Source organism: Scandinavium sp. M-37 (genome assembly GCF_043558715.1).
In the GTDB taxonomy this organism is placed as follows: Bacteria; Pseudomonadota; Gammaproteobacteria; order Enterobacterales; family Enterobacteriaceae; genus Scandinavium; species Scandinavium vulneris_A.
Genome location: NZ_JBIGIN010000005.1, coordinates 164,685 through 188,039, shown reverse-complemented (window position 1 = coordinate 188,039; position 23,355 = coordinate 164,685). Strand labels below are relative to the sequence as shown.

Below are 23,355 nucleotides of genomic sequence, written 5' to 3'. Positions count from 1 at the left end.
ATACTTAATTTGTCTGATCGGACTTGTTCAGCGTACAAGTGTACGCTATTGTGCCACTCGAAACTTAAAAATAGTATATGACTTACAGAGGTATTGAATGAAACGTGCAGTGATTACTGGCCTGGGCATCGTTTCCAGCATCGGTAACAACCAGCAGGAAGTCCTGGAATCTCTGCGTGAAGGACGCTCGGGGATCACTTTCTCTCAAGAATTCAAAGATTCTGGTATGCGTAGCCACGTATGGGGTAACGTTAAACTGGACACCACCGGTCTTATCGACCGTAAAGTGGTCCGTTTCATGAACGATGCCTCTATCTATGCTTTCCTCTCAATGCAGCAGGCGGTAGAAGATGCTGGGTTGAAAGAAGATGTTTATCAAAACAACCCACGCGTGGGCCTGATTGCAGGTTCCGGTGGTTCGTCTAAATCTCAGGTATTCGGCGCAGACGCAATGCGTAGCCCGCGTGGCCTGAAAGCGGTCGGTCCTTACGTTGTGACCAAAGCGATGGCGTCTGCGGTTTCCGCCTGCCTCGCGACTCCGTTCAAAATTCACGGTGTGAACTACTCCATCAGCTCCGCGTGTGCCACTTCTGCGCACTGTATCGGCAGCGCGGTTGAGCAAATTCAGCTCGGCAAACAGGACATCGTTTTTGCTGGCGGCGGCGAAGAGCTGTGCTGGGAAATGGCCTGTGAGTTCGACGCAATGGGCGCCCTGTCCACCAAATACAACGAAACTCCGGACAAAGCGTCCCGTACCTATGATGCGAGCCGTGATGGTTTCGTTATCGCAGGCGGCGGCGGTATGGTCGTGGTTGAAGAGCTGGAACATGCTCTGGCGCGTGGCGCACACATCTACGCTGAAGTCGTCGGTTACGGCGCAACCTCTGATGGTGCCGACATGGTTGCACCTTCAGGCGAAGGCGCAGTGCGCTGCATGAAGCTGGCGATGGACGGCGTTGATACCCCAATCGACTACCTGAACTCCCACGGTACTTCTACTCCGGTTGGCGACGTGAAAGAACTGGGTGCGATTCGTGAAGTGTTTGGCGACAACACCCCAGCGATTTCCGCCACCAAAGCGATGACCGGTCACTCTCTGGGTGCCGCAGGCGTGCAGGAAGCTATCTATTCTCTGCTGATGCTGGAACACGGTTTCGTGGCACCAAGCATTAACATCGACGAGATGGACGAGAAGGCTGAAGGCCTGAACATCGTGACCGAGCCGACCGAGCGTCAGCTGACCACCGTGATGTCCAACAGCTTCGGCTTCGGCGGCACCAACGCCACGCTGGTGATGCGTAAGCTGAAAGCGTAACGAATTCTTGTAGAATATAAAGGAGCCGAAAGGCTCCTTTTTTTCGTCATGGAGTCCCACATGTCTACAGTTAATGGATCTGTAAAAACCTCATCAGCAAATACCTCGCTGTTTCGTATCGCCTTCGCGGTATTCCTCACTTATATGACGGTTGGCCTGCCGTTGCCGGTTATCCCGTTGTTCGTGCATAACGAGCTGGGTTACGGCAATACCATGGTCGGCATTGCCGTCGGTATTCAGTTTCTTGCTACCGTATTGACGCGCGGCTATGCCGGGCGGTTGGCGGATCAGCGCGGAGCAAAGCGCTCCACGTTGCAGGGAATGCTTGCCTGTGGGGTGGCGGGTGCGGCCTGGCTGCTTGCGGCCCTGCTGCCGATAAGCGTCGAAGGCAAGTTCGCATTGCTGATTGTCGGGCGTCTGATCCTCGGCTTTGGCGAAAGTCAGCTCCTGACCGGCACCCTGACCTGGGGCATGGGGCTGGTGGGTCCGACGCGATCCGGTAAGGTGATGTCGTGGAACGGGATGGCGATTTATGGCGCGCTGGCGGCCGGGGCGCCGCTGGGTTTATTGATCCACAGTCATTATGGTTTTGCGGCGCTGGCGGGCACCACGATGGTGCTGCCGTTGCTGGCCTGGGCGTTTAATGGCTCGGTCCGGAAAGTGGCGACCCATCCGGGGGAGCGTCCGTCGCTGTGGGGCGTGGTTGGTCTTATCTGGAAACCGGGTCTCGGTCTGGCGTTACAGGGTGTGGGCTTCGCGGTTATCGGCACCTTTGTTTCGCTCTATTTCATGAGTCACGGCTGGGCGATGGCGGGTTTTACCCTGACCGCGTTTGGCGGCGCGTTTGTGCTGATGCGTATTCTGTTTGGCTGGATGCCGGACCGTTTCGGCGGCGTGAAGGTCGCCACGGTGTCACTGCTGGTGGAAACCGTCGGGCTGGTGCTGCTGTGGCAAGCGCCCGGCGCGTGGGTGGCGTTGGCAGGTGCGGCGCTCACCGGGGCGGGCTGTTCGCTGATTTTCCCGGCGCTGGGCGTTGAGGTGGTGAAGCGCGTGCCGCAGCAGGTGCGTGGCACGGCGCTTGGGGGCTATGCGGCGTTTCAGGATATCTCATATGGTGTGACGGCCCCGCTTGCTGGACTGCTCGCCACGTCGTATGGATATTCTTCAGTCTTTCTTGCCGGGGCGATTTCTGCCGTCGCCGGGATTGTGGTGACGCTACTTTCTTTCCGTCGGGCTTAAACCACGATCCACACCAGTATCATGACCACGATAAGCGCGATCAGCATCAGGCCTGGTCGCGCCGACATCGCTTTCAGGTTCTCAATAAACGGCGTGAACGGGTTGAAAATAGGCTGCACGTAGCGGGTATCCAGCGTGTCCTGCGAGCGCTCGACGCGGCGCAGGAACACCTGATTCAGCAAGTCCTGCACCTGGGCTGGCGTGAGCACCGTTTGCGGCGTGGCCTGCCAGGTTTGCTGGGCATAATCGCGCAGGGCGTTAAACTCCTGCGTTTCCATCGGCTGTTTCAGCGCGGCCTGCAAGGTGTTCAGCGTGGGGGCTTTCTGATCGCTAAGCGTTTGACGCGCCTGCAGCCAGGTCATCAACGGGTTGAAATGTTTCGCCGGAATAAGCTCCCCGGTTTTGACGCCGGACAGTTCCAGCATCGACTGCCAGATCATCTTGCTCGATTCCCCGGTAGCCGCCGCCACTTTGGTCACCATCTGATTCAGGGTGTTGTGCTCGGCAGGCTGGAGCGGTCGGTCGGTGGCGGGACGCTGCTGCGGCTGAGGAATAGTCAGCTCGTTTTTTTGCAGCAGCTGCAGCACGTTTTTGAGCTGATCGGGCGTGAGCTGGCTCAGCGCCGTCTGGTCGTATTGCTGACGGATATAGTCGCTGACAGCCTGACGGTTGTTCCCCTGACTCAACAGCTCGGACAGTTGCGAAACCACCTGGCGCACCGCCTGGCTTTGCTCGGCGGTAGCCAGACGCTGATTCAGGTTTTGTTCCGCAGCAGGGAAATGCCTTGAGAGCAGCGGCGCATCATTCTTCAGACCCAAATCGTGCTTCATGCCGGCCCACACCCCGGCGCTCTGCTGCGACGTCAGCGCGACCAGGCGCGTGATCAGCCGTTCGAGCACGGTGCGTTGCTGGGTGGAGAGTGGTTGCTCGCCGATATTGTTGGTGACCGCTGTTTCCCCAGGAGGGCGGGCGGGCATACCTGAAATAGGTTGCGTCATGATAAATCCTGAATGTCCGTCGGTGTTCTCAAGGCTCAGTGTTCCTGGCCGCGAGATTATGGCACACTTCCCCGGTTAACTCTCGTTCCAGACAGGTACTGTATCGTGAAAATCCTTGTTGATGAAAATATGCCCTATGCCCGCGAGCTGTTTAGCCGTCTGGGTGATGTGAAGGCGGTTCCGGGCCGTCCGATTCCACAGCATGAGCTTGATGATGCGGATGCGCTGATGGTGCGTTCGGTCACCAAAGTGAATGAAGCGCTGCTGGCCGGGAAAGGGATTAAATTTGTGGGCACCGCGACGGCGGGAACTGACCACGTCGATGAGGCCTGGCTGGTGCAGGCCGGGATCGGCTTTTCTGCCGCACCCGGCTGTAATGCAATTGCCGTCGTGGAGTATGTTTTCTCGTCATTATTGATGCTCGCGGAGCGTGACGGTTTTGCGCTGGCTGACCGCACGGTCGGGATCGTTGGCGTCGGCAATGTGGGGGGGCGGTTACAAAAACGTCTGGAAGCGCTGGGTATTCGTACCCTGCTGTGCGATCCCCCGCGCGCGGATAACAGTGACGAAGGCGATTTCCGCAGCCTTGATGAACTGGTCCAGGAAGCCGATGTGCTGACCTTCCACACCCCGCTGTTCAAGGATGGGCCGTACAAATCGCTGCATCTGGCCGATGAGGCGCTGATTTCACGCCTCAAGCCTGGCACTATTCTGATTAATGCCTGCCGTGGGCCGGTGGTGGATAACGCCGCGCTGCTCAAATGCCTGCAGGCAGGGCAGGATTTACGCGTGGTGCTGGATGTCTGGGAACCCGAACCAGAACTGAATACCGATCTGCTGGGGTTGGTCGATATCGGCACCGCGCATATCGCAGGCTACACGCTGGAAGGCAAAGCGCGCGGCACCACCCAGGTGTTTGAGGCGTATAGTGAATTTATTGGCCAACGTCACCAGGTTGCACTAGAGACACTGCTGCCCGCGCCGGAGTTTGGCCGAATTACGCTGCACGGTGAACTGGATCAGGCGACGCTAAAAAGGCTGGTGCATTTGGTGTATGATGTGCGCCGCGATGATGCGCCGCTGCGAAAAGTGGCGGGGATCCCCGGCGAGTTCGACAAGCTGCGTAAAAACTATCTTGAGCGCCGCGAATGGTCTTCGTTAAACGTCCTGTGTGACGATGCCCGGACGGCCGAAACACTGAAAAATTTGGGATTCAACGCCGTTCATCACGCAGCGCGCTAATGTCTTCTTAATACGCCCGGCCAGATACTCTGGCGGGGCGGCTATTTTTATTTCTGGAGTAAACCACCATGTCTGAAGGCTGGAATATTGCCGTACTGGGCGCAACGGGCGCCGTAGGTCAAGCCCTGTTTGAAATTCTTGCAGAGCGTCAGTTCCCGGTGGGAGAGATTTATGGCCTGGCGCGAAGCGAAAGCGCCGGCGAGTCTCTGCGCTACGAAGGCAAAACCGTTCGCGTGCAGGACGTTGCAGAATTTGACTGGACCCAGGTTCAGTTAGCGTTTTTTGCCGCCGGCGCTGAAGCCTCTGCGGCCTGGGCGGAAGAAGCCGCTAACGCAGGCTGTCTGGTGATTGATATGAGTGGCCTGTTCGCCCTCGAGCCGGACGTCCCGCTGGTGGTGCCTGATGTGAACCCGTTCGTGCTGGCCGATTACCGCAACCGTAATATCGTTGCGGTACCGGATAGCCTGACCAGCCAGCTACTGACCGCACTGAAGCCGCTGATCGACGACGGCGGCCTGTCGCGTATCGGCGTCACCTGCCTGATGGCAGCGTCGGCGCAGGGTAAGAAAGCGGTGGATGCGCTGGCCGGTCAAAGCGCCAAATTGCTCAACGGCATTCCGATTGATGAAGACGATTTCTTTGGTCGTCAGTTGGCCTTTAACATGCTGCCGATGCTGGCAGACCGCGAAGGTAGCGTGGCGGAAGAACGCCGTATCGTCGACCAGGCGCGTAAGATTATGCAAGACGAAGGCCTGATGATTTCGGCCCAGTGCGTTCGCGCCCCGGTGTTTTACGGTCATGCGCAGATGGTGAGCTTCGAAGCGATGCGTCCGCTGGCGGCGGAAGAGGCGCGTGATGCCTTTACCCGCAACGAGGACATTGCCCTGTCGGACGAAAGCGAGTTCCCGACGCAGGTGGCCGATGCCTCCGGTAGCGCGCATCTGTCGATTGGCTGCGTGCGTAACGATTACGGGATGCCGGAGCAAATTCAGTTCTGGTCCGTGGCCGATAACGTCCGTTTTGGCGGCGCGCTGATGGCGGTGAAAATCGCTGAGAAACTGGTTCAGGAGTATATGTACTGATGTCTGAAGTGGAAGCGCTGCCAGTCTTTAAAATCGCGCTCGGCATTGAGTACGACGGCAGCAAATACTACGGCTGGCAACGGCAGAATGAAGTGCGCAGCGTGCAGGAAAAGCTGGAAAAGGCGCTGTCGCAGGTAGCGAACGAGCCGATTCACGTGTACTGCGCCGGGCGTACCGACGCAGGCGTTCACGGCACCGGTCAGGTGGTGCATTTTGAAACGCGTGCGTTGCGCAAAGATGCGGCCTGGACGCTGGGCGTAAATGCGAATTTGCCTGGTGACATTGCGGTGCGTTGGGTGAAAGCTGTGCCGGACGATTTCCACGCGCGTTTCAGTGCCACCGCGCGTCGTTATCGTTACGTGATTTACAATCATCGTCTGCGTCCGGCGGTCTTAAGCCAGGGCGTAACCCATTGTCACCAGGCGCTTGATGCAGAACGTATGCAGCGTGCGGCGCAGTGCCTGCTCGGTGAGAATGACTTTACCTCGTTTCGTGCGGTGCAGTGTCAGTCGCGCACGCCGTGGCGAAACGTGATGCACATTAACGTCGAACGTTACGGTGCCTATGTGGTGGTGGATATCAAAGCCAATGCTTTTGTTCATCATATGGTGCGGAATATTGTGGGCAGCCTGATGGAAGTAGGTGCCGGAAACCAGCCGGAGAGCTGGATTGCAGAGCTACTGGCAGCGAAGGACAGAACGCTGGCGGCAGCGACGGCAAAAGCGGAAGGGTTATATCTGGTATCGGTGGATTATCCGGACAGATTCGACCTTCCCAAGCCGCCTATGGGTCCGCTGTTTCTGGCGGACTGAATGCAGTCACTTAAGGTTAAGTCACTATGGATCTGATTCGCTTTCTGATTGATTTTATTTTGCATATTGATGTGCATCTGGCTGAGCTGGTCGCACAGTACGGCGTCTGGGTTTACGCAATTCTGTTCCTGATCCTGTTCTGTGAGACAGGGTTGGTCGTGACGCCGTTCTTGCCCGGTGATTCGCTGCTGTTTGTTGCCGGGGCGTTGTCTGCGCTGCCGACCAACGACCTGAACGTCCATCTGATGGTGGTGCTGATGGTCATCGCGGCAATTGTCGGTGATGCGTTGAACTACACTATCGGGCGGGTATTTGGCGAGCGGCTATTCAGCAATCCGAACTCGAAAATTTTTCGTCGCAGCTATCTGGATAAAACGCATCAGTTCTATGAAAAGCACGGCGGTAAAACCATTATCCTCGCGCGCTTTGTGCCGATCGTCAGAACCTTCGCACCGTTCGTGGCGGGCATGGGGCACATGTCCTATCGTCATTTCGCGGCCTATAACGTGATTGGCGCGCTGCTGTGGGTGCTGCTGTTTACCTACGCGGGTTATCTGTTCGGCGACCTGCCGATTGTGCAGGAAAACTTGAAACTGCTGATCGTGGCGATCATCGTGCTGTCAGTTCTGCCGGGCGTTATCGAGATAATCCGCCATAAGCGCGCCGCAGCAAAGCAGGCAAAATAAGCAAAAGCCCTGAGAATGGCGTAAAGTGGCACCGGTTCGACCACTTTTTTATCCCATGTTCAGGGCTCTTATGTTTTAATGTGCAACATTTCATGGTCTGTAAGCCCTTAAAATGGCATTATTCGCCGCTTACAGCAAAAACTGGCATCGACCAGGTTCAGGCAGAAAGGTTATCAATGAGCTGGATTGAACGAATTAAAAGCAACATCGCCCCCACCCGCAAGGCGAGTATCCCGGAAGGGGTGTGGACCAAGTGTGACAGCTGCGGGCAGGTTCTCTATCGCGCCGAGCTGGAGCGTAACCTGGAGGTTTGCCCGAAGTGCGATCACCACATGCGTATGTCAGCGCGTAACCGCCTGCATAGCTTGATGGATGAAGGTACGCTGGTGGAACTGGGTAGCGAGCTTGAGCCGAAAGATCTGCTGAAGTTCCGTGACTCCAAGAAATACAAAGATCGCCTGGCCTCTGCTCAGAAAGAAACGGGCGAGAAAGACGCGCTGGTCGTAATGAAAGGCACCCTGTTTGGCGCGCCGATCGTGGCCGCTGCGTTTGAGTTCTCCTTCATGGGCGGCTCAATGGGTTCTGTGGTTGGCGCTCGCTTTGTCCGTGCCGTTGAATACGCACTGGAAAACAACTGCCCGATGGTGTGCTTCTCAGCCTCCGGCGGCGCACGTATGCAGGAAGCGCTGATGTCGCTGATGCAGATGGCGAAAACCTCTGCGGCGCTGGCGAAAATGCAGGAACGCGGTCTGCCGTACATTTCTGTCCTGACCGACCCAACCATGGGTGGCGTTTCCGCAAGTTTCGCAATGCTGGGTGACCTCAACATCGCTGAGCCGAAAGCGCTGATCGGTTTTGCCGGTCCACGCGTTATCGAGCAGACCGTTCGTGAAAAACTGCCGCCGGGCTTCCAGCGCAGTGAATTCCTGATCGAGAAAGGCGCGATCGACATGATCGTCCGTCGCCCGGAAATGCGCTTTAAGCTTGCCAGCATTCTGGCGAAGCTGATGAATCTCCCGGCACCAAACCCGGATGCACCGCGTGAAGCCGTGGTGGTACCGCCGGTACCGGATCAGGAACCAGAGGCCTGATAATGCAAAGGGCAGGGCCAGACGGCGCTGCCCTTTTTGCTTGTGCTAACCGTTAACTATCGCGGGTATCATGGAAAAAGAACTCACTCCTCTCGCCACGTCGCCCCTTGCTGCGTGGCTTTCTTATCTGGAACACCTGCACAGTAAAACCATCGATTTGGGACTGGCTCGCGTGAGCGAGGTCGCCGCCCGGATGGGCGTCCTGAAACCGGCCCCGTTCGTGTTTACCGTGGCGGGGACCAATGGGAAAGGCACCACCTGCCGTACCCTCGAATCGGTGCTGATGGCCGCAGGGTTTAAAGTCGGCGTTTATAGCTCCCCGCACCTGGTCCGTTACACCGAGCGCGTACGCGTGCAGGGTGGTGAGCTGGCTGAATCGGCTCACACCGCGTCGTTTGCTGAAATTGAACAGGCCCGGGGAGAGACTTCCCTGACCTATTTTGAGTTCGGTACGCTGTCTGCCTTATGGCTGTTTAAGCAGGCGCAGATCGACGTGGTTATCCTCGAAGTGGGGCTCGGTGGCCGTCTGGACGCGACTAATATCGTCGATGCGGACGTGGCGGTGGTGACCAGCATCGCGTTGGATCATACCGACTGGCTGGGGCCAGACCGCGAAAGCATTGGTCGCGAAAAAGCGGGCGTGTTCCGCGCGGGCAAACCGGCGGTGGTCGGTGAACCGGATATGCCGCAGACGATTGCTGAGGTCGCTCAAGAGAAGGGCGCAGTGCTGTTGCGTCGCGGCGTTGACTGGCAGTACCACGTGAGCGACAGCGGCTGGCAATTCCGCGATGCGCAGGGCGAGTTGACTCATCTGCCATTGCCGCAGGTGCCACAGCCAAACGCAGCGACGGCGCTGGCCGCGTTGCGCGCGAGTGGCCTTGCTATCAGCGAACAGGCCCTGCGCGACGGTATTGCCAATGCGATGCTGCCGGGGCGTTTCCAGGTGGTGAGCGACTCGCCACGGCTGATCCTTGATGTGGCACACAATCCCCATGCGGCGGCCTATCTGGCGGAACGTCTGAAAATGCAGCCTGCAACCGGGCGCACGCTGGCAGTGATTGGTATGCTTCATGATAAGGATATTGCTGGCACCCTGGCCTGTTTATCAGACGTGGTCGATTGCTGGTATTGCGCCCCGTTGGAAGGCCCACGTGGCGCGACGGCGGAACAGCTGGTGGAACATTTGCGCGACGGCGCAGTCTATGCCACTGTAGCGCAGGCGTGGCACGCCGCGATGGCTGATGCCTGCCCACAAGATACGGTGCTGGTGTGTGGTTCGTTCCACACGGTAGCCCATGTAATGGAAGAGATGGACGCGGGGAGAACCGGTGGCGAGTAAGTTTCAGAATCGTTTAGTCGGAACCATTGCGCTGGTGGCATTAGGAGTCATTGTGCTTCCGGGGCTGCTGGATGGTCAGAAAAAGCATTACCAGGACGAGTTCGCGGCTATCCCGCTGGTGCCAAAACCGGGCGATAAGGATGAGCCGGATATGCTGCCTGCGGTGACTCAGGCACTGCCTTCCCAGCCGCCAGAAGGCGCAGCGGAAGAGGTCAGGGCGGGTGATGCGGCCGCGCCGTCGCTGGATGCGTCTCGCTATGCGGCGAACAGCAGCACGAATGGGTTAGATGAGGTCCCGCCGCCGGTTCAGCAGCCGAAGCCAAAACCGGTCGCCCCGAAACCGCAGGTACAGACTCAGACCAAACCAGCGCGGGATAACACCCGCGATCAGTTGGCTGCCGCGTCTGAAGCGCCGCCAGCGCAACAGAAACCGGTGGCAGAAGACAAACCGGTGCCAACCGGCAAAGCGTATGTCGTGCAGTTGGGCGCGTTGAAGAACGCCGACAAGGTCAATGAAATCGTCAGCAAACTGCGCGGCGCGGGATACCGGGTATTTACCGCCCCCTCCACACCGGTACAGGGGAAAATCACCCGTATTCTGGTGGGGCCAGATGCCTCGAAAGACAAGATGAAAGGCTCGCTTGGCGAGCTGAAACAGCTGTCTGGTCTGAGCGGCGTGGTGATGGGGTATAGCCCTAACTAGCAGTTTACCTACCCGGCGCAACGTCGGGGAGAGAACCAAATCGATGAAAATCGACATGGGCTGAAAAGTGCCCTCAGAGGCCAAAAGCCCACCCGGCGTTGAACGTTTTTTCAGCGCCATTTTTATTTGGGCGGGGAAAGGAAATCCCTACGCAAACGTTTTCTTTTTCTGTTAGAATGCGCCCCGAACTGGACGACAGGGCGTAAAATCGTGGGACAACTATGGTCTGGATTGATTACGCCATTATTGCGGTGATTGGTTTTTCTTGTTTGGTAAGCCTCATCCGCGGCTTTGTTCGTGAAGCATTGTCACTGGTAACATGGGGTTGTGCTTTCTTTGTTGCCAGTCATTACTACACTTATCTGTCTGTCTGGTTTACGGGCTTTGAAGACGAACTGGTTCGAAACGGGATAGCTATCGCGCTGCTGTTTGTCGCGACGCTAATCGTCGGTGCTATCGTTAACTATGTTATCGGTACGCTGGTTGAAAAGACGGGCCTGTCGGGTACCGACAGGGTGCTTGGGATCTGTTTTGGTGCGCTGCGTGGAGTGCTTATCGTTGCCGCCATACTGTTCTTCCTCGATACCTTTACCGGCTTTTCGAAAAGCGATGACTGGCAAAAGTCACAGCTTATCCCGCAGTTCAGCGTCGTCATCCGGATGTTTTTTGACTATCTGCAAAGCTCGTCAAGTTTCTTGCCCAAAGCATAAGCTTTGGGGAGTTCTGAACGAGGAAAATGACGTATGTGCGGTATTGTCGGTATCGCCGGTGTTATGCCGGTAAACCAGTCGATTTATGACGCGTTAACGGTGCTTCAGCACCGTGGGCAGGATGCCGCGGGCATCATCACCATTGATGCAAACAACTGCTTCCGTTTGCGTAAAGCCAACGGCCTGGTGAGCGATGTGTTTGGCGCCGTGCATATGCAGCGCCTGCAGGGCAATATGGGTATCGGCCACGTCCGCTACCCTACTGCTGGCAGCTCCAGCGCGTCTGAGGCGCAGCCTTTCTACGTTAACTCACCTTACGGCATCACCCTTGCGCACAACGGCAATTTGACCAACGCCCACGAGCTGCGCAAGAAGCTGTTTGAAGAGAAGCGCCGCCATATCAACACCACCTCCGATTCTGAAATCCTGCTGAACATCTTTGCCAGCGAGCTGGACAACTTCCGCCATTATCCGCTGGAAGCTGACAATATCTTCGCCGCCATTGCTGCCACTAATCGCTTGATCCGCGGGGCGTATGCCTGTGTGGCGATGATTATCGGTCACGGCATGGTGGCCTTCCGTGACCCTAACGGCATTCGTCCGCTGGTGCTCGGTAAGCGTGACATCGGCGACGGGCGCACCGAATACATGGTGGCCTCTGAAAGCGTGGCGCTTGATACGCTGGGCTTTGAATTCCTGCGTGACGTAGCACCGGGTGAAGCGATTTACATCACCGAAAAAGGCCAGCTGTTTACCCGTCAGTGTGCTGACAACCCGGTGAGCAATCCGTGCCTGTTCGAGTATGTTTACTTCGCGCGTCCGGACTCGTTTATCGACAAAATTTCGGTCTACAGCGCACGTGTGAACATGGGCACCAAACTCGGCGAGAAAATTGCCCGCGAATGGGAAGACCTGGACATCGACGTGGTTATCCCGATCCCGGAAACCTCCTGCGATATCGCGCTGGAAATCGCCCGTATTCTCGACAAGCCGTATCGTCAGGGCTTTGTGAAGAACCGCTACGTCGGCCGCACTTTCATCATGCCGGGCCAGCAGCTGCGCCGTAAATCGGTGCGCCGTAAGCTGAACGCCAACCGCGCTGAGTTCCGCGATAAGAATGTGCTGCTGGTTGATGACTCCATCGTGCGGGGCACGACATCAGAGCAGATTATCGAGATGGCCCGTGAAGCCGGGGCGAAGAAAGTGTACCTGGCGTCGGCTGCACCGGAAATTCGTTTCCCGAACGTCTACGGGATCGATATGCCAAGCGCGACCGAGCTGATTGCGCACGGTCGTGAAGTGGATGAGATCCGCCAGATTATCGGTGCCGACGGTCTGATCTTCCAGGATCTGAATGACCTTATCGACGCGGTGCGCGCCGAGAACCCGGATATTCAGCAGTTTGAATGCTCGGTCTTTAACGGGGTGTACGTCACCAAAGACGTTAACCAGCAGTACCTCGATTATCTCGACACTCTGCGCAACGATGACAGCAAAGCGCTGGCGCGTCAGAACGAAGTCGAAAACCTCGAGATGCACAACGAAGGTTAATTGCCTTTAAGCTATGCGTCTTCACGCCCTCTCCGTACGAGAGGGCGTCTTTCCTTGCAACTCCCTCTGAAATACGGCAAAGTCAGCCCCAGTACGATGACAGGGCGCAATCATGAAACGACTCATTGTTGGAATTTCCGGTGCCAGCGGCGCTATTTATGGCGTACGGCTGTTGCAGGTGCTGCGTGACGTCGAAGAAGTGGAAACCCATCTGGTCATGAGCCAGGCAGCGCGTCAAACGCTGGCCCTCGAAACGGACCTTTCTTTGCGTGATGTGCAGGCGTTGGCTGATGTGGTCCACGACGCGCGTGATATCGCCGCCAATATCTCCTCGGGCTCGTTTAAAACGGCGGGGATGGCCATTCTACCGTGCTCAATCAAAACGCTCTCCGGCATTGTCCACAGCTATACCGATGGCCTGTTGACCCGGGCGGCTGACGTGGTGTTAAAAGAGCGGCGCCCGTTGGTGCTATGCGTGCGTGAAACGCCGCTGCATCTGGGTCATTTGCGGCTGATGACGCAGGCGGCAGAAATTGGCGCGATTATCATGCCACCGGTTCCGGCATTTTATCACCGGCCACAAACGCTGGATGATGTGATTAATCAGACGGTTAATCGCGTCCTCGATCAGTTTGATATCACGTTGCCCGAAGACCTGTTCACCCGCTGGCAGGGTGCGTAATCGACGCACTAAGATAGTGCATCTTTTTGGTGCGTGTGCGTCGACCAGGCGATTTTGCAATCCCGATCAAATCCTCAACATTTAATCCCCTTTTTCGCCGTTTAGCGCTGCGGTTTATCCGTTAGAGCTGTTATCTTTCATTCCTGAGACAACTCTGCAACTATTCATTAACACATTTAACGCTGTTTTTTTGAGCAGGCGTTAAGGTGGCATAAAACGTGCAGAGCTGGACTGCAACACCACACAACACGATAGATTACATAACACGCAACTGCATCACGACACTTAAGGGTAATGTATGAAGAAGACGGTTCTGGCTCTCTCTTTAATGCTGGGGATAAGCAGTGCTTCCAGCGTATTTGCCGCGCTGCCGCAGACTGTTCGTATCGGCACTGACGCCACTTACGCGCCGTTCTCCTCCAAGGATGCGAAAGGGGATTTCGTTGGCTTTGATATCGATTTGGGTAACGAAATGTGCAAGCGCATGCAGGTGAAATGTACCTGGGTCGGCACCGATTTCGACTCTTTGATCCCGTCCCTGAAGGCGAAGAAAATTGACGCCATCATCTCCTCTCTGTCGATCACCGAAAAACGCCAGCAGGAAATCGGTTTCTCCGCCAAGCTGTATGCGGCGGATTCCCGCCTGATCGCCGCCAAAGGCTCACCGATTGTTCCCACTCTGGAATCGCTGAAAGGTAAACACGTGGGCGTGTTGCAGGGCTCGACTCAGGAAGCCTACGCCAATGACAACTGGCGTACCAAAGGCATCGACGTGGTGGCCTATCAGAACCAGGATCTTATCTATTCTGACCTCTCCGCCGGACGTCTCGACGCGGCATTCCAGGATGAAGTCGCGGCCAGCGAAGGCTTCCTGAAACAGCCAGCCGGGAAAGCGTTCGCCTTTGCGGGCCCGTCCGTGAAAGACAAGAAATACTTCGGCGACGGCACCGGCGTGGGCATGCGTAAAGACGATACCGAGCTGAAAGCGGCCTTCGACAAAGCCTTTGACTCACTGCGTAAAGACGGCACCTACGACAAAATGGCGAAGAAGTATTTCGACTTTAACGTCTACGGTGATTAAGACTGTACGGGCCCGGGCAACTGGGCCTTTCGGGCGGAACAGTTATCTATACATGTGTGGCATTACGCGATAATGCTTTTTACTGGTGCAATTATCGCACTGTTATGGTGCAACAATGCATAGTTAAGCATCATTAATGCAAAAAAAGTGCGTAATTGTCCGATAACCTTTTGCCTTATCCGCATAAAAGGTGGCACGATAACTGTTCTAATACTTCTGAATACCCGTTAAATGACAGTCTGTTGAGGATAGTTATGAAAAAACTGGCGTTGTCTCTTTCTCTTGCGTTGGCACTTTCCAGCGTTTCTACGGTTTTCGCAGCCATTCCGCAGAAAGTACGTATTGGCACAGATCCGACTTATGCTCCCTTCGAATCCAAGAATTCACAGGGGGAATTAGTTGGTTTTGACATCGAACTGGCAAAAGAGCTGTGTAAGCGTATTAAAGCGCAATGTACCTTTGTCGAGAACCCGCTGGATGCGCTGATCCCATCGCTGCAGGCGAAAAAAATCGACGCCATCATGTCCTCACTCTCCATTACGGAAAAACGCCAGCAGCAGATTGCCTTCACTGACAAACTCTATGCCGCAAATTCCCGCCTGGTGGTTAAAAAAGGCAGCCCGGTTACGCCAGATCTGAACACGCTCAAAGGCAAACGCGTAGGCGTGCTGCAAGGTACCACTCAGGAAACCTACGGCAATGAGCACTGGGCACCTAAAGGTATCGAAATCGTCTCCTATCAGGGCCAGGACAATATCTATTCTGACCTGACGGCAGGTCGTATCGACGCCGCATTCCAGGATGAAGTGGCGGCAAGCGAAGGTTTCCTCAAGCAGCCTATCGGCAAAGATTATCAGTTTGGCGGCCCGTCCATTAAGGATGAAAAACTGTTCGGCGTAGGTACCGGTATGGGCCTGCGTAAAGAGGATGACGAACTGCGTGTTGCTCTGAATAAAGCCTTTGCTGAAATGCGTGCCGACGGCACCTACGACAAGCTGGCGAAGAAGTATTTCGACTTTAACGTATACGGCGAATAATCGCCGTTAACACCGGCCAGTCCCGTCGTTCCCGGGGCTGGCGGTGTTGGACAGACAGGACAGGCTCAATGCTGTACGGGTTTTCGCAAGTTATCTTTCAGGGCGCGCTGGTCACCCTTGAGCTGGCCCTCAGCTCCGTGGTGCTGGCGGTGCTTATCGGCCTGGCCGGTGCGGCGGGTAAACTCTCTGGCAATCGAGCCTTAGCGCTGATTTTTGAAGGTTACACCACGTTGATCCGTGGCGTGCCGGATCTGGTGCTGATGCTGCTGATTTTCTACGGTCTACAAATTGTGCTCAACAGCATTACCGATGCTTTGGGTATGACGCAGTTTGATATCGACCCGATGATCGCCGGTATTATTACCCTCGGTTTCATCTATGGGGCCTACTTCACTGAGACCTTCCGCGGTGCCTTTATGGCCGTACCGAAAGGGCATATCGAAGCCGCCACGGCCTACGGATTTACCTCTCGCCAGACGTTCGTGCGTATTCTGTTTCCGGCAATGATGCGCTTTGCGCTGCCGGGCATTGGCAATAACTGGCAGGTTATTCTGAAAGCGACCGCCCTGGTTTCGCTGTTAGGGCTGGAAGATGTGGTCAAGGCCACGCAGCTCGCCGGAAAAAGTACCTGGGAGCCATTCTACTTCGCTGTCGTCTGCGGTCTGATTTATCTGGTATTTACGACGGTCTCAAATGGGGTGCTGTTGCTGCTTGAACGTCGTTATTCCGTGGGTGTGAAGAGGGCTGACCTGTGATCGAGATTATTCAGGAATACTGGAAGTCCCTGCTGTGGACCGACGGCTACCGCTTTACCGGTGTGGCCATCACCCTGTGGCTGTTGATCTCTTCGGTAGTGATGGGCGGCATTCTGGCGGTGTTTTTGGCCATTGGTCGCGTATCCAGCAACAAATACGTTCAGTTCCCGATTTGGTTATTCACCTACATTTTTCGCGGCACGCCGCTATATGTGCAGCTGCTGGTGTTCTATTCCGGGATGTATACGCTGGAAATCGTCAAAGGGACCGAACTGCTGAATGCCTTTTTCCGCAGCGGTTTGAACTGTACGGTGCTGGCGCTGACGCTGAATACCTGTGCGTACACCACCGAAATCTTTGCCGGAGCGATTCGTTCAGTTCCGGCCGGTGAAATTGAAGCCGCGCGTGCCTACGGTTTTTCAGGCGTGAAACTCTATCGCTGCATCATTTTACCTTCGGCGCTGCGTATCGCGCTTCCGGCCTACAGCAACGAGGTGATTTTAATGCTGCACTCAACCGCGCTGGCGTTCACCGCCACGGTGCCGGATCTGCTGAAAATCGCCCGTGATATCAACTCTGCCACCTACCAGCCGTTTACCGCGTTTGGGATTGCGGCGGTGCTGTATCTGATTATCTCTTATGTGCTGATTAGCCTGTTCCGCAAGGCGGAAAAACGCTGGCTGCAACATGTGAAACCCTCTTCGACACACTGAGAACATCATGCCTGACAATAAATTAAACGTTATCGACCTGCACAAGCGCTACGGCGAACATGAAGTGCTGAAAGGGGTGTCACTGAAGGCCAACGCCGGTGATGTTATCAGTATTATCGGCTCGTCCGGCTCGGGGAAAAGTACCTTCCTGCGTTGCATTAACTTCCTCGAAAAACCCAGTGAAGGCAATATTGTGGTCAGTGGGCAAAACATTGGCCTGGTGCGGGATAAAGACGGCCAGCTGAAAGTGGCGGATAAAAATCAGCTGCGCCTGCTGCGCACCCGTTTAACGATGGTGTTCCAGCACTTCAACCTGTGGAGCCATATGACGGTGCTGGAAAACGTCATGGAAGCACCGATTCAGGTGCTGGGCCTCAGCAAACAGGAAGCGCGCGAGCGGGCGGTGAAGTACCTGCTGAAAGTCGGGATTGATGAGCGGCAGCAAATCAAATACCCGGTGCATCTGTCCGGGGGACAACAGCAGCGCGTGTCCATTGCCCGTGCGCTGGCGATGGAACCCGAAGTACTGCTTTTTGATGAACCAACCTCTGCGCTGGATCCTGAGCTGGTGGGTGAAGTGCTGCGCATCATGCAGAAGCTGGCGGAAGAGGGGAAAACGATGGTGGTGGTTACGCATGAAATGGGCTTTGCCCGCGATGTGTCTTCCCACGTCATTTTCCTGCATCAAGGGCTGATTGAAGAAGAAGGCCATCCTGATGAGGTGTTCGGCAATCCGAAGAGCGCCCGTTTGCAGCAGTTCCTCAAGGGCTCGCTGAAATAAGATTACCCCCTCGTCCACGGGGCGGGGGGAGATTAGCGCTCCAGTCGATAGACCCAGTCGTCATAAAACTCCCCGTTTATTTCGAAGGCTTTCTCAAGCACCTGCCCGCGTTTAAATCCATTTTTTTCCAGTAATCGCACCGAACCGGTGTTATCAGCCAGCACCCAGGCATTAATCGCCAACAGACCAAGCGACGTAAAACCATAATCACAGACCGCCGTTAACGCTTCCTGCGCGAATCCCTTGCCTTGCGCCTGCGGAAGCAGCGCATAGCCAATATCTGCTTCCTGTGGGTTGTGTGTACTCACCTGTAGCCCGATATCACCCACGCACTCTCCCTGACTCTCACGAATGGCGAAAACGTTGCCCGCAAGACGCGAATCAAATTTCAGGCGAAGACTCTGCTCGGGAAGGGATTCCCCCATAAAACGCATTACCTGCGGATGCGTACGTAACGCCAGAAAGCAGGGCCAGTCGCTTTCACAGAGCGATGTCAGAGTAAGGCGCGAGGTGGTCAAAACGGGCATGCTTTCTCCGGCGTCATTGTGCGATCGATGAGGTATGTTGCTGCTCCAGCTGATGAAGATAGTGCATCACAGTGTTCTTTTCGAGTGACGAGCGGAGCTGTAAAGCCAGATTCATGCTATCGAGAATATGTGCATTGGCGATAAGTGAAGAATCAGCCGCAATACGCCCTTCGCTTGCCAGCCAGTCAACCACGGTACGCCAGTGCCAGAGTGGGGAGTTGCCTTTCACTCGCTGAACCGGACCGGGAAATTGACGTGAACCGCGGGCACCGTCTTTTAGCAATGCAATGGCCTGGCGGGTGAGGCCCGTGAGCTCCGCGATATCGCTGAGCCCAACGAGGGTAGAATCAACCGATTCGACGCGGGCACCGATCCCGCTGGTTTCAATATCATTGATGGCAGAAAGTACGGCCTGCGCCAGGCTTTCACTTTCACGATCGAATTCGAGATACACCGCCGTGCCGTAAAAGCACACCAGAGCATCGTCGCAGCCTGCGGCAAACAACGCATCTTCGAGACCAGGGGTATCTGATGTCACGCCTGACAGCGTCAGGGTAAAATTGAAAAGCGACATAGGTGGCTCCTTATTTCAGTCAACCAGCAATTCTTTAAACAAGGATTGCCGTGGGGTACAGCTATCGACTTTCCTGACAATCTGGCGGGCATGATTCTGCGGGCATCGCGGAGTAGACCAAACGCTCATCATATGTTGATGATGTTCCGGTATTCCGCATTTTAGCCGCCCATAACAGTGCGAGCTGTTTCCACCCCAGTTAAAAATCCAGCCTTTTGACACGGCATAGTGGACGGCTGCCCTAATATGTTTATCAGGATGTTCCTTCATCATTTGATGTCCTGTGCAGTATGAATAGAATGTTGACGCATGTCAACAGGTCGCATGTGCGAAAAATAATCGCAGTGCAGAGGCAGAGATTACGCCAGACGCGAGCCGTGGATAGTGTTCTGGCGATCAAGATGAAAGGAGAATTTCAGGGATGCGAGCAGCATTCCAGTGCGGTTGCAACGGTGACACTGGAATGGGGAGATAAAGGTGATGAGAATGAGCTGAATCAGGCCAGCACGTCACCCAACGCTTCTTCGAGATCGTACCAGCGGAAAGTGAAACCAGCGTCTTCCAGGCGCTTAGGTAGCGCGCGTTGTCCGCCCAACACTAAAACGGATGATTCCCCCATCAAGAGCCTGACCGCCGTGGCCGGGGCGCGTAACACCGCCGGGCGATGCAGCGCATGGCCCAGGGCATGGGCGAACTGTTCGTTACGAACCGGATAAGGTGAAACCATGTTGAATGGGCCGCGCAGAGCGTTATCCAGCAGCCAAAGAATGCCGTTAACCATGTCGTCAATATGGATCCACGCCAGATACTGACGGCCGTTGCCAATTGGGCCACCGAGTCCGAGTTTGAATGGAGGCACCATTTTCCCAAGGATCCCGCCTTTGGGCGCTAACACCACTCCGGTTCGCAACAGGCAAACACGGGTCGCGTCGCTCTGTGCCCCGCAGGCAATTTGCTCCCAGCGGGCGCAAAGTTTGTGGGTAAATTCGTTGTGTGGCGGCTCATCTTCGGTGACGACGACCTCGCCGAGGTCACCGTAGTAGCCCGCAGCAGAGCCTGAAATGAATACGCCTGGCGGCTGACTGCTGGCGGCAATAAGTTCAACCAGCTTCTGGGTGATTTGCCAGCGGCTGTTGCATAAACGCTGTTTTTGCTCTTCGGTCCAGCGTTTGTCGGCGATGGGTTCGCCCGCAAGATTGATTACCGCATCGATACCGTCCAGATTGCTGCATTCGCTGAGTCCCTTCCAGAGTTCAACCCGGGCATCGAGCAGCTGGCGGGCTTTCTCCGGGCTGCGGGTTACCACTATGATACTGTGCCCGAGTTCAAGCAGACGTGGAATCAAATGACGGCCAATCAGGCCAGTACCGCCGGTAATCAGGATCTTCATGCAACCTCCGGATTGCGCCTAGCGTCGCCAGCTCATGGTCATTGAGACCGAATCGGCGTATCGCAGCGCGTGAAGTTTGTCGATTTCTACCTCAGCATATGTGACCCAGTGATGTTCGCATGCGATGTTGAGCACATCCTGAGTTAATTTTTCCAGCAAAGAGAAGCGGTTGTTCTCGACATGCTGAATGATGCACTTAGTGATGGTGCGATAATTCAGCGCATCGTTGATGTCTTCACTGTTGCGCGCGTTTTCCGCAGGATAGTGGATAACCACGTTAACGACGATATCCTGACGGTTAGCGATTTCTTCTTCTTTGATACCGATAAAGGTGCGCAGGCGCAGGTTCTTAATACGAATAATGGCATCTGGCTGGGACATTGCAGGCTTCTCCTTGTTGTTATCCCCGCCATAATACAACAAAGTCGTTTTAATTCGCGTGGGCCTTATGCATCGCGCGTTCGGTTGCCGGGCGCTGACGAATACGCTCGAACCAGTTTTTCACCGCCGGGAAATTTTGCAGGTCAATGCGCTGGCGCTGATGGGCGTTTACCCACGGCCAGCAGGCGATGTCGGCAATGCTGTAAAGCTCGCCGCCAAGCCACGGACATATTTCCAGCCGTTTGTTCAGCACGTGGTACAGGCGTTGGGTTTCAACCTGATAACGTTCAATCGCATACGGCACAGGCTGTGGCGCAAAATGGTTGAAATGATGGTTTTGCCCCAGCATCGGGCCCAGACCGCCGACCTGCCAGAATAGCCATTGCAGCGTGACATGGCGTTCGCGCAGTTCACCACTCAGCAACTTTCCTGATTTTTCCGCCAGATACAGCAAGATTTCACCCGACTCGAACAAACTGAGCGGCGCACCACCGTCGACGGGCACATGATCGACAATGGCAGGAATTTTATTATTCGGTGAGAGACTCAGGAACTCAGGACGGAACTGATCGCCTTTGCTGATATCCACGCGAATCAGGCGGTAGGCCATCTGGGCTTCTTCCAGAAACAGCGTGATCTTATGGCCATTCGGGGTAGGGGCGTAATAGAGGTCAATCATTTTAACTCCTGGGCGTGGGCTATTTTCATGACTTCTGGAGTATAGGTGCTTAGGTCAATTGTGTGAGTTTTCATCAAGTGACAGTATGACAAAGACACGATATGTTGACGTTTTCACCCGCAAACCGTTGAGGAAGCTATGACTCGTCCCGTGATTACGCTGTGGTCCGATGCCAATTTTTACTCGCCGTACGTGATGTCCGTCTATGTCGCATTGCAGGAAAAAGGGCTGGCTTTTAGCCTGAAAAGTGTCGATTTAAATCAGGGTGAACATCTCAACACCGAATGGAAAGGATATGGCGTTACCCGCCGGGTGCCTTTACTGGAAGTCGATGCTTTTGCGTTGAGCGAATCCTCGGCTATTACGGAATACCTGGACGAGCGTTTTGCTCCGCCGCAGTGGGAGCGTCTTTATCCGCATGATATTGAAAAGCGTGCCCGTGCCCGCCAGATCCAGGCCTGGCTACGCAGTGATTTAATGCCGATTCGGGAAGAACGTTCCACCGATGTGGTATTTGGTGGTGTGAAAAAACCGTCGCTCAGCGCCGAAGGGCAGAAAGCCGCCGCGAAACTGTTCGATACCGCCCATGCGCTGCTGGCGCACGGCAAGCCGAATCTGTTTGGTGAATGGTCAATTGCAGATGCTGACCTGGCGTTAATGCTTAATCGACTGGTGCTGAACGGGGATGATGTTCCTGAACCGCTCGCAGATTATGCCGCCTTCCAGTGGCAGCGCGCGTCCATTCAGCGCTATATCGCGCTCTCCGCTAAACACGCTGGCTGAACAGGCGGTAATAATCCGTTATGATAGTGCGGTTTTATCGTGGAGGAATGATTGATGAAACTGATGTTTGCGTCAGATATTCACGGGTCTTTGCCCGCCGTTGAACGCGTACTGTCGTTGTTTGCGCAGAGTGGCGCACGTTATCTGGTAATTTTGGGCGATGTGCTTAATCATGGCCCACGCAACGCGTTGCCGGAAGGTTATGCGCCCGCTGAAGTCGCGGAGCGATTAAACACGCTGGCAGAGCGGATTATTGCCGTGCGGGGCAACTGTGACAGTGAAGTCGACCAGATGCTGCTGCATTTCCCCATCACTGCGCCGTGGCAGCAGGTATTAACCGCAGAGCAGCGCCTGTTCCTGACCCACGGGCATCTGTTCGGCCCTGATAACCTGCCTGCGCTTTCCGCTGGCGATGTGCTGGTTTATGGTCATACTCATATTCCGGTTGCAGAACGCAAAGGTGATATCTTCCACTTCAACCCGGGTTCCGTCAGCATTCCAAAAGGTGGCTTTAGCGCCAGCTACGGGATGATGGAGGGGAATAAATTGCGGGTTTTAGCACTCAATGATCAACGGGTTATTGCAGAGGTTGCAATTAATCCGTAATTTACCCGACAACCGTAAACGCGCCGCGAGAGCGCTATAGAGAGAAGGTTTTCTGATGGTGGAGCAGAACTTGGCAAGCACAGAATGGGTGGACATCGTTAACGAAGACAATGAGGTCATCGCACAGTCAAGCCGCGAGCAAATGCGCGCGCAGTGCTTGCGTCATCGCGCGACCTACATTGTGGTTCACGACGGTATGGGAAAAATTCTGGTGCAGCGTCGCACAGAAACCAAGGATTTCATGCCGGGTATGCTGGATGCCACTGCGGGTGGGGTTGTGCAGTCCGACGAACAGCTGCTTGATTCAGCCCGTCGTGAAGCGGAAGAAGAGTTGGGGATTGCTGGCGTGCCGTTTGCTGACCACGGTCAGTTCTATTTCGAAGACAAACATTGTCGCGTGTGGGGCAGTCTCTTTAGCTGCGTCTCTCATGGCCCGTTTGCGTTGCAGGAAGAAGAGGTCAGCGAAGTATGCTGGCTGACACCGGAAGAGATTACCGCGCGTTGCGATGAGTTCACCCCGGATTCCCTGAAAGCGCTCGCGCTGTGGATGACCCGCAATGCCAACAACGAATCAGCGAAAGAAGAAGAAACCGAGTAA

Annotated in this window: 27 protein-coding genes; 20 read left to right on the top strand and 7 right to left on the bottom strand. The window is 55.3% G+C overall.

Annotated features, from left to right (window positions below; translation table 11 throughout):
- Window positions 1-97: 97 nt before the first annotated feature.
- Both fabB and ACG0Z5_RS06330 read left to right on the top strand, forming a co-directional pair.
- Complete coding sequence (fabB, locus tag ACG0Z5_RS06335; RefSeq protein ID WP_319628803.1) at window positions 98-1,315, top strand: beta-ketoacyl-ACP synthase I; 1,218 nt, start codon at window positions 98-100, stop codon at window positions 1,313-1,315.
- Window positions 1,316-1,375: 60 nt separating this feature from the next.
- A complete protein-coding gene (locus ACG0Z5_RS06330; RefSeq protein WP_394446140.1) occupies window positions 1,376-2,554 on the top strand; it encodes an MFS transporter in 1,179 nt (392 codons plus the stop codon).
- On the opposite strand, the gene flk is transcribed toward ACG0Z5_RS06330, so the two are convergent.
- Window positions 2,551-3,552: a flagella biosynthesis regulator Flk gene (flk, locus tag ACG0Z5_RS06325; RefSeq protein WP_394446139.1), complete on the bottom strand. Its 1,002-nt coding sequence runs from the start codon at window positions 3,550-3,552 to the stop codon at window positions 2,551-2,553. The genes ACG0Z5_RS06330 and flk overlap by 4 nt on opposite strands.
- A 105-nt stretch (window positions 3,553-3,657) precedes the next feature.
- Here flk and pdxB point away from each other — a divergent pair, with 105 nt between their 5' ends.
- The 15 genes from pdxB (at window position 3,658) to hisP (ending at window position 17,817) form a co-directional block, all read left to right on the top strand.
- Entirely contained in the window at window positions 3,658-4,794 is a 1,137-nt protein-coding gene (gene pdxB / locus ACG0Z5_RS06320; protein WP_394446138.1) for a 4-phosphoerythronate dehydrogenase PdxB, read from the top strand.
- A 68-nt stretch (window positions 4,795-4,862) separates the two neighbouring features.
- The gene (locus ACG0Z5_RS06315; protein WP_394446137.1) at window positions 4,863-5,876 is read left to right on the top strand and encodes an aspartate-semialdehyde dehydrogenase; all 1,014 of its coding nucleotides are present in this window, start codon (window positions 4,863-4,865) and stop codon (window positions 5,874-5,876) included.
- Window positions 5,876-6,688 (top strand): tRNA pseudouridine(38-40) synthase TruA, encoded by an 813-nt coding sequence (truA, locus tag ACG0Z5_RS06310; protein ID WP_394446135.1) that lies wholly within the window; start codon window positions 5,876-5,878, stop codon window positions 6,686-6,688. The genes ACG0Z5_RS06315 and truA overlap by 1 nt, the downstream gene beginning before the upstream one ends.
- 26 nt (window positions 6,689-6,714) lie before the next feature.
- Window positions 6,715-7,374 (top strand): DedA family protein, encoded by a 660-nt coding sequence (locus ACG0Z5_RS06305; protein WP_133460430.1) that lies wholly within the window; start codon window positions 6,715-6,717, stop codon window positions 7,372-7,374.
- A gap of 176 nt (window positions 7,375-7,550) precedes the next feature.
- Window positions 7,551-8,465 carry an acetyl-CoA carboxylase, carboxyltransferase subunit beta gene (gene accD / locus ACG0Z5_RS06300; RefSeq protein WP_319628809.1) on the top strand — a complete coding sequence of 305 codons (915 nt, stop codon included), beginning with the start codon at window positions 7,551-7,553 and terminating at the stop codon, window positions 8,463-8,465.
- A gap of 70 nt (window positions 8,466-8,535) precedes the next feature.
- Entirely contained in the window at window positions 8,536-9,804 is a 1,269-nt protein-coding gene (folC, locus tag ACG0Z5_RS06295) for a bifunctional tetrahydrofolate synthase/dihydrofolate synthase (protein ID WP_394446133.1), read from the top strand.
- Complete coding sequence (dedD, locus tag ACG0Z5_RS06290; protein ID WP_394446131.1) at window positions 9,794-10,507, top strand: cell division protein DedD; 714 nt, start codon at window positions 9,794-9,796, stop codon at window positions 10,505-10,507. Before folC ends, dedD begins: the two co-directional genes overlap by 11 nt.
- 221 nt (window positions 10,508-10,728) lie before the next feature.
- Window positions 10,729-11,217: a colicin V production protein gene (gene cvpA / locus ACG0Z5_RS06285; protein ID WP_097161729.1), complete on the top strand. Its 489-nt coding sequence runs from the start codon at window positions 10,729-10,731 to the stop codon at window positions 11,215-11,217.
- Window positions 11,218-11,250: 33 nt separating this feature from the next.
- Window positions 11,251-12,768 (top strand): amidophosphoribosyltransferase, encoded by a 1,518-nt coding sequence (gene purF, locus ACG0Z5_RS06280; RefSeq protein WP_319628812.1) that lies wholly within the window; start codon window positions 11,251-11,253, stop codon window positions 12,766-12,768.
- 112 nt (window positions 12,769-12,880) lie between these two features.
- A complete protein-coding gene (locus tag ACG0Z5_RS06275) occupies window positions 12,881-13,450 on the top strand; it encodes a UbiX family flavin prenyltransferase (protein ID WP_394446129.1) in 570 nt (189 codons plus the stop codon).
- Between the two features lie 298 nt (window positions 13,451-13,748).
- Window positions 13,749-14,531, top strand: coding sequence for a lysine/arginine/ornithine ABC transporter substrate-binding protein ArgT (gene argT / locus ACG0Z5_RS06270; RefSeq protein WP_394446128.1), 783 nt, complete (start codon window positions 13,749-13,751; stop codon window positions 14,529-14,531).
- Window positions 14,532-14,785: 254 nt separating this feature from the next.
- A complete protein-coding gene (gene hisJ / locus ACG0Z5_RS06265; protein WP_394446127.1) occupies window positions 14,786-15,568 on the top strand; it encodes a histidine ABC transporter substrate-binding protein HisJ in 783 nt (260 codons plus the stop codon).
- Between the two features lie 68 nt (window positions 15,569-15,636).
- Entirely contained in the window at window positions 15,637-16,323 is a 687-nt protein-coding gene (locus ACG0Z5_RS06260) for a histidine ABC transporter permease HisQ (RefSeq protein WP_394446125.1), read from the top strand.
- Window positions 16,320-17,036, top strand: coding sequence for an ABC transporter permease (locus ACG0Z5_RS06255; RefSeq protein ID WP_394446124.1), 717 nt, complete (start codon window positions 16,320-16,322; stop codon window positions 17,034-17,036). The genes ACG0Z5_RS06260 and ACG0Z5_RS06255 overlap by 4 nt, the downstream gene beginning before the upstream one ends.
- 7 nt (window positions 17,037-17,043) lie before the next feature.
- Complete coding sequence (gene hisP / locus ACG0Z5_RS06250) at window positions 17,044-17,817, top strand: histidine ABC transporter ATP-binding protein HisP (RefSeq protein WP_319628818.1); 774 nt, start codon at window positions 17,044-17,046, stop codon at window positions 17,815-17,817.
- Between the two features lie 32 nt (window positions 17,818-17,849).
- Here the strand turns inward: hisP and ACG0Z5_RS06245 are convergent, their stop codons facing one another.
- The 6 genes from ACG0Z5_RS06245 to yfcG form a co-directional block, all read right to left on the bottom strand.
- Window positions 17,850-18,344: a GNAT family N-acetyltransferase gene (locus ACG0Z5_RS06245; RefSeq protein WP_394446123.1), complete on the bottom strand. Its 495-nt coding sequence runs from the start codon at window positions 18,342-18,344 to the stop codon at window positions 17,850-17,852.
- 13 nt (window positions 18,345-18,357) lie between these two features.
- Entirely contained in the window at window positions 18,358-18,918 is a 561-nt protein-coding gene (locus ACG0Z5_RS06240; protein WP_394446122.1) for a DNA-binding protein, read from the bottom strand.
- 15 nt (window positions 18,919-18,933) lie between these two features.
- Window positions 18,934-19,188, bottom strand: coding sequence for a hypothetical protein (locus ACG0Z5_RS06235; RefSeq protein ID WP_394446155.1), 255 nt, complete (start codon window positions 19,186-19,188; stop codon window positions 18,934-18,936).
- 226 nt (window positions 19,189-19,414) lie between these two features.
- Window positions 19,415-20,308, bottom strand: coding sequence for a TIGR01777 family oxidoreductase (locus ACG0Z5_RS06230; protein WP_394446121.1), 894 nt, complete (start codon window positions 20,306-20,308; stop codon window positions 19,415-19,417).
- Between the two features lie 18 nt (window positions 20,309-20,326).
- Entirely contained in the window at window positions 20,327-20,689 is a 363-nt protein-coding gene (gene folX, locus ACG0Z5_RS06225) for a dihydroneopterin triphosphate 2'-epimerase (RefSeq protein WP_394446120.1), read from the bottom strand.
- Window positions 20,690-20,738: 49 nt separating this feature from the next.
- Window positions 20,739-21,368: a GSH-dependent disulfide bond oxidoreductase gene (gene yfcG, locus ACG0Z5_RS06220; RefSeq protein WP_394446119.1), complete on the bottom strand. Its 630-nt coding sequence runs from the start codon at window positions 21,366-21,368 to the stop codon at window positions 20,739-20,741.
- A 138-nt stretch (window positions 21,369-21,506) separates the two neighbouring features.
- On the opposite strand from yfcG, the gene yfcF reads away from it, so the two are divergent.
- From yfcF to yfcD, 3 genes are read left to right on the top strand one after another with little or no spacing between them, the layout of a single operon-like run.
- Complete coding sequence (gene yfcF / locus ACG0Z5_RS06215; protein ID WP_394446117.1) at window positions 21,507-22,151, top strand: glutathione transferase; 645 nt, start codon at window positions 21,507-21,509, stop codon at window positions 22,149-22,151.
- A gap of 54 nt (window positions 22,152-22,205) precedes the next feature.
- Window positions 22,206-22,757 (top strand): phosphodiesterase, encoded by a 552-nt coding sequence (yfcE, locus tag ACG0Z5_RS06210; protein ID WP_319628825.1) that lies wholly within the window; start codon window positions 22,206-22,208, stop codon window positions 22,755-22,757.
- A gap of 55 nt (window positions 22,758-22,812) precedes the next feature.
- Window positions 22,813-23,355, top strand: coding sequence for an NUDIX hydrolase YfcD (gene yfcD, locus ACG0Z5_RS06205; RefSeq protein ID WP_319628826.1), 543 nt, complete (start codon window positions 22,813-22,815; stop codon window positions 23,353-23,355).

Coding starts and splice junctions, on each gene's coding strand:
- fabB (WP_319628803.1), top strand. CDS start 98: ATGAAACGTGCAGTGATTACTGGCCTGGGCATCGTTTCCAGCATCGGT.
- ACG0Z5_RS06330 (WP_394446140.1), top strand. CDS start 1,376: ATGTCTACAGTTAATGGATCTGTAAAAACCTCATCAGCAAATACCTCG.
- flk (WP_394446139.1), bottom strand. CDS start 3,552: ATGACGCAACCTATTTCAGGTATGCCCGCCCGCCCTCCTGGGGAAACA.
- ACG0Z5_RS06315 (WP_394446137.1), top strand. CDS start 4,863: ATGTCTGAAGGCTGGAATATTGCCGTACTGGGCGCAACGGGCGCCGTA.
- truA (WP_394446135.1), top strand. CDS start 5,876: ATGTCTGAAGTGGAAGCGCTGCCAGTCTTTAAAATCGCGCTCGGCATT.
- ACG0Z5_RS06305 (WP_133460430.1), top strand. CDS start 6,715: ATGGATCTGATTCGCTTTCTGATTGATTTTATTTTGCATATTGATGTG.
- accD (WP_319628809.1), top strand. CDS start 7,551: ATGAGCTGGATTGAACGAATTAAAAGCAACATCGCCCCCACCCGCAAG.
- folC (WP_394446133.1), top strand. CDS start 8,536: ATGGAAAAAGAACTCACTCCTCTCGCCACGTCGCCCCTTGCTGCGTGG.
- cvpA (WP_097161729.1), top strand. CDS start 10,729: ATGGTCTGGATTGATTACGCCATTATTGCGGTGATTGGTTTTTCTTGT.
- purF (WP_319628812.1), top strand. CDS start 11,251: ATGTGCGGTATTGTCGGTATCGCCGGTGTTATGCCGGTAAACCAGTCG.
- ACG0Z5_RS06275 (WP_394446129.1), top strand. CDS start 12,881: ATGAAACGACTCATTGTTGGAATTTCCGGTGCCAGCGGCGCTATTTAT.
- argT (WP_394446128.1), top strand. CDS start 13,749: ATGAAGAAGACGGTTCTGGCTCTCTCTTTAATGCTGGGGATAAGCAGT.
- hisJ (WP_394446127.1), top strand. CDS start 14,786: ATGAAAAAACTGGCGTTGTCTCTTTCTCTTGCGTTGGCACTTTCCAGC.
- ACG0Z5_RS06260 (WP_394446125.1), top strand. CDS start 15,637: ATGCTGTACGGGTTTTCGCAAGTTATCTTTCAGGGCGCGCTGGTCACC.
- hisP (WP_319628818.1), top strand. CDS start 17,044: ATGCCTGACAATAAATTAAACGTTATCGACCTGCACAAGCGCTACGGC.
- ACG0Z5_RS06245 (WP_394446123.1), bottom strand. CDS start 18,344: ATGCCCGTTTTGACCACCTCGCGCCTTACTCTGACATCGCTCTGTGAA.
- ACG0Z5_RS06240 (WP_394446122.1), bottom strand. CDS start 18,918: ATGTCGCTTTTCAATTTTACCCTGACGCTGTCAGGCGTGACATCAGAT.
- ACG0Z5_RS06235 (WP_394446155.1), bottom strand. CDS start 19,188: ATGAAGGAACATCCTGATAAACATATTAGGGCAGCCGTCCACTATGCC.
- ACG0Z5_RS06230 (WP_394446121.1), bottom strand. CDS start 20,308: ATGAAGATCCTGATTACCGGCGGTACTGGCCTGATTGGCCGTCATTTG.
- folX (WP_394446120.1), bottom strand. CDS start 20,689: ATGTCCCAGCCAGATGCCATTATTCGTATTAAGAACCTGCGCCTGCGC.
- yfcG (WP_394446119.1), bottom strand. CDS start 21,368: ATGATTGACCTCTATTACGCCCCTACCCCGAATGGCCATAAGATCACG.
- yfcF (WP_394446117.1), top strand. CDS start 21,507: ATGACTCGTCCCGTGATTACGCTGTGGTCCGATGCCAATTTTTACTCG.
- yfcE (WP_319628825.1), top strand. CDS start 22,206: ATGAAACTGATGTTTGCGTCAGATATTCACGGGTCTTTGCCCGCCGTT.
- yfcD (WP_319628826.1), top strand. CDS start 22,813: ATGGTGGAGCAGAACTTGGCAAGCACAGAATGGGTGGACATCGTTAAC.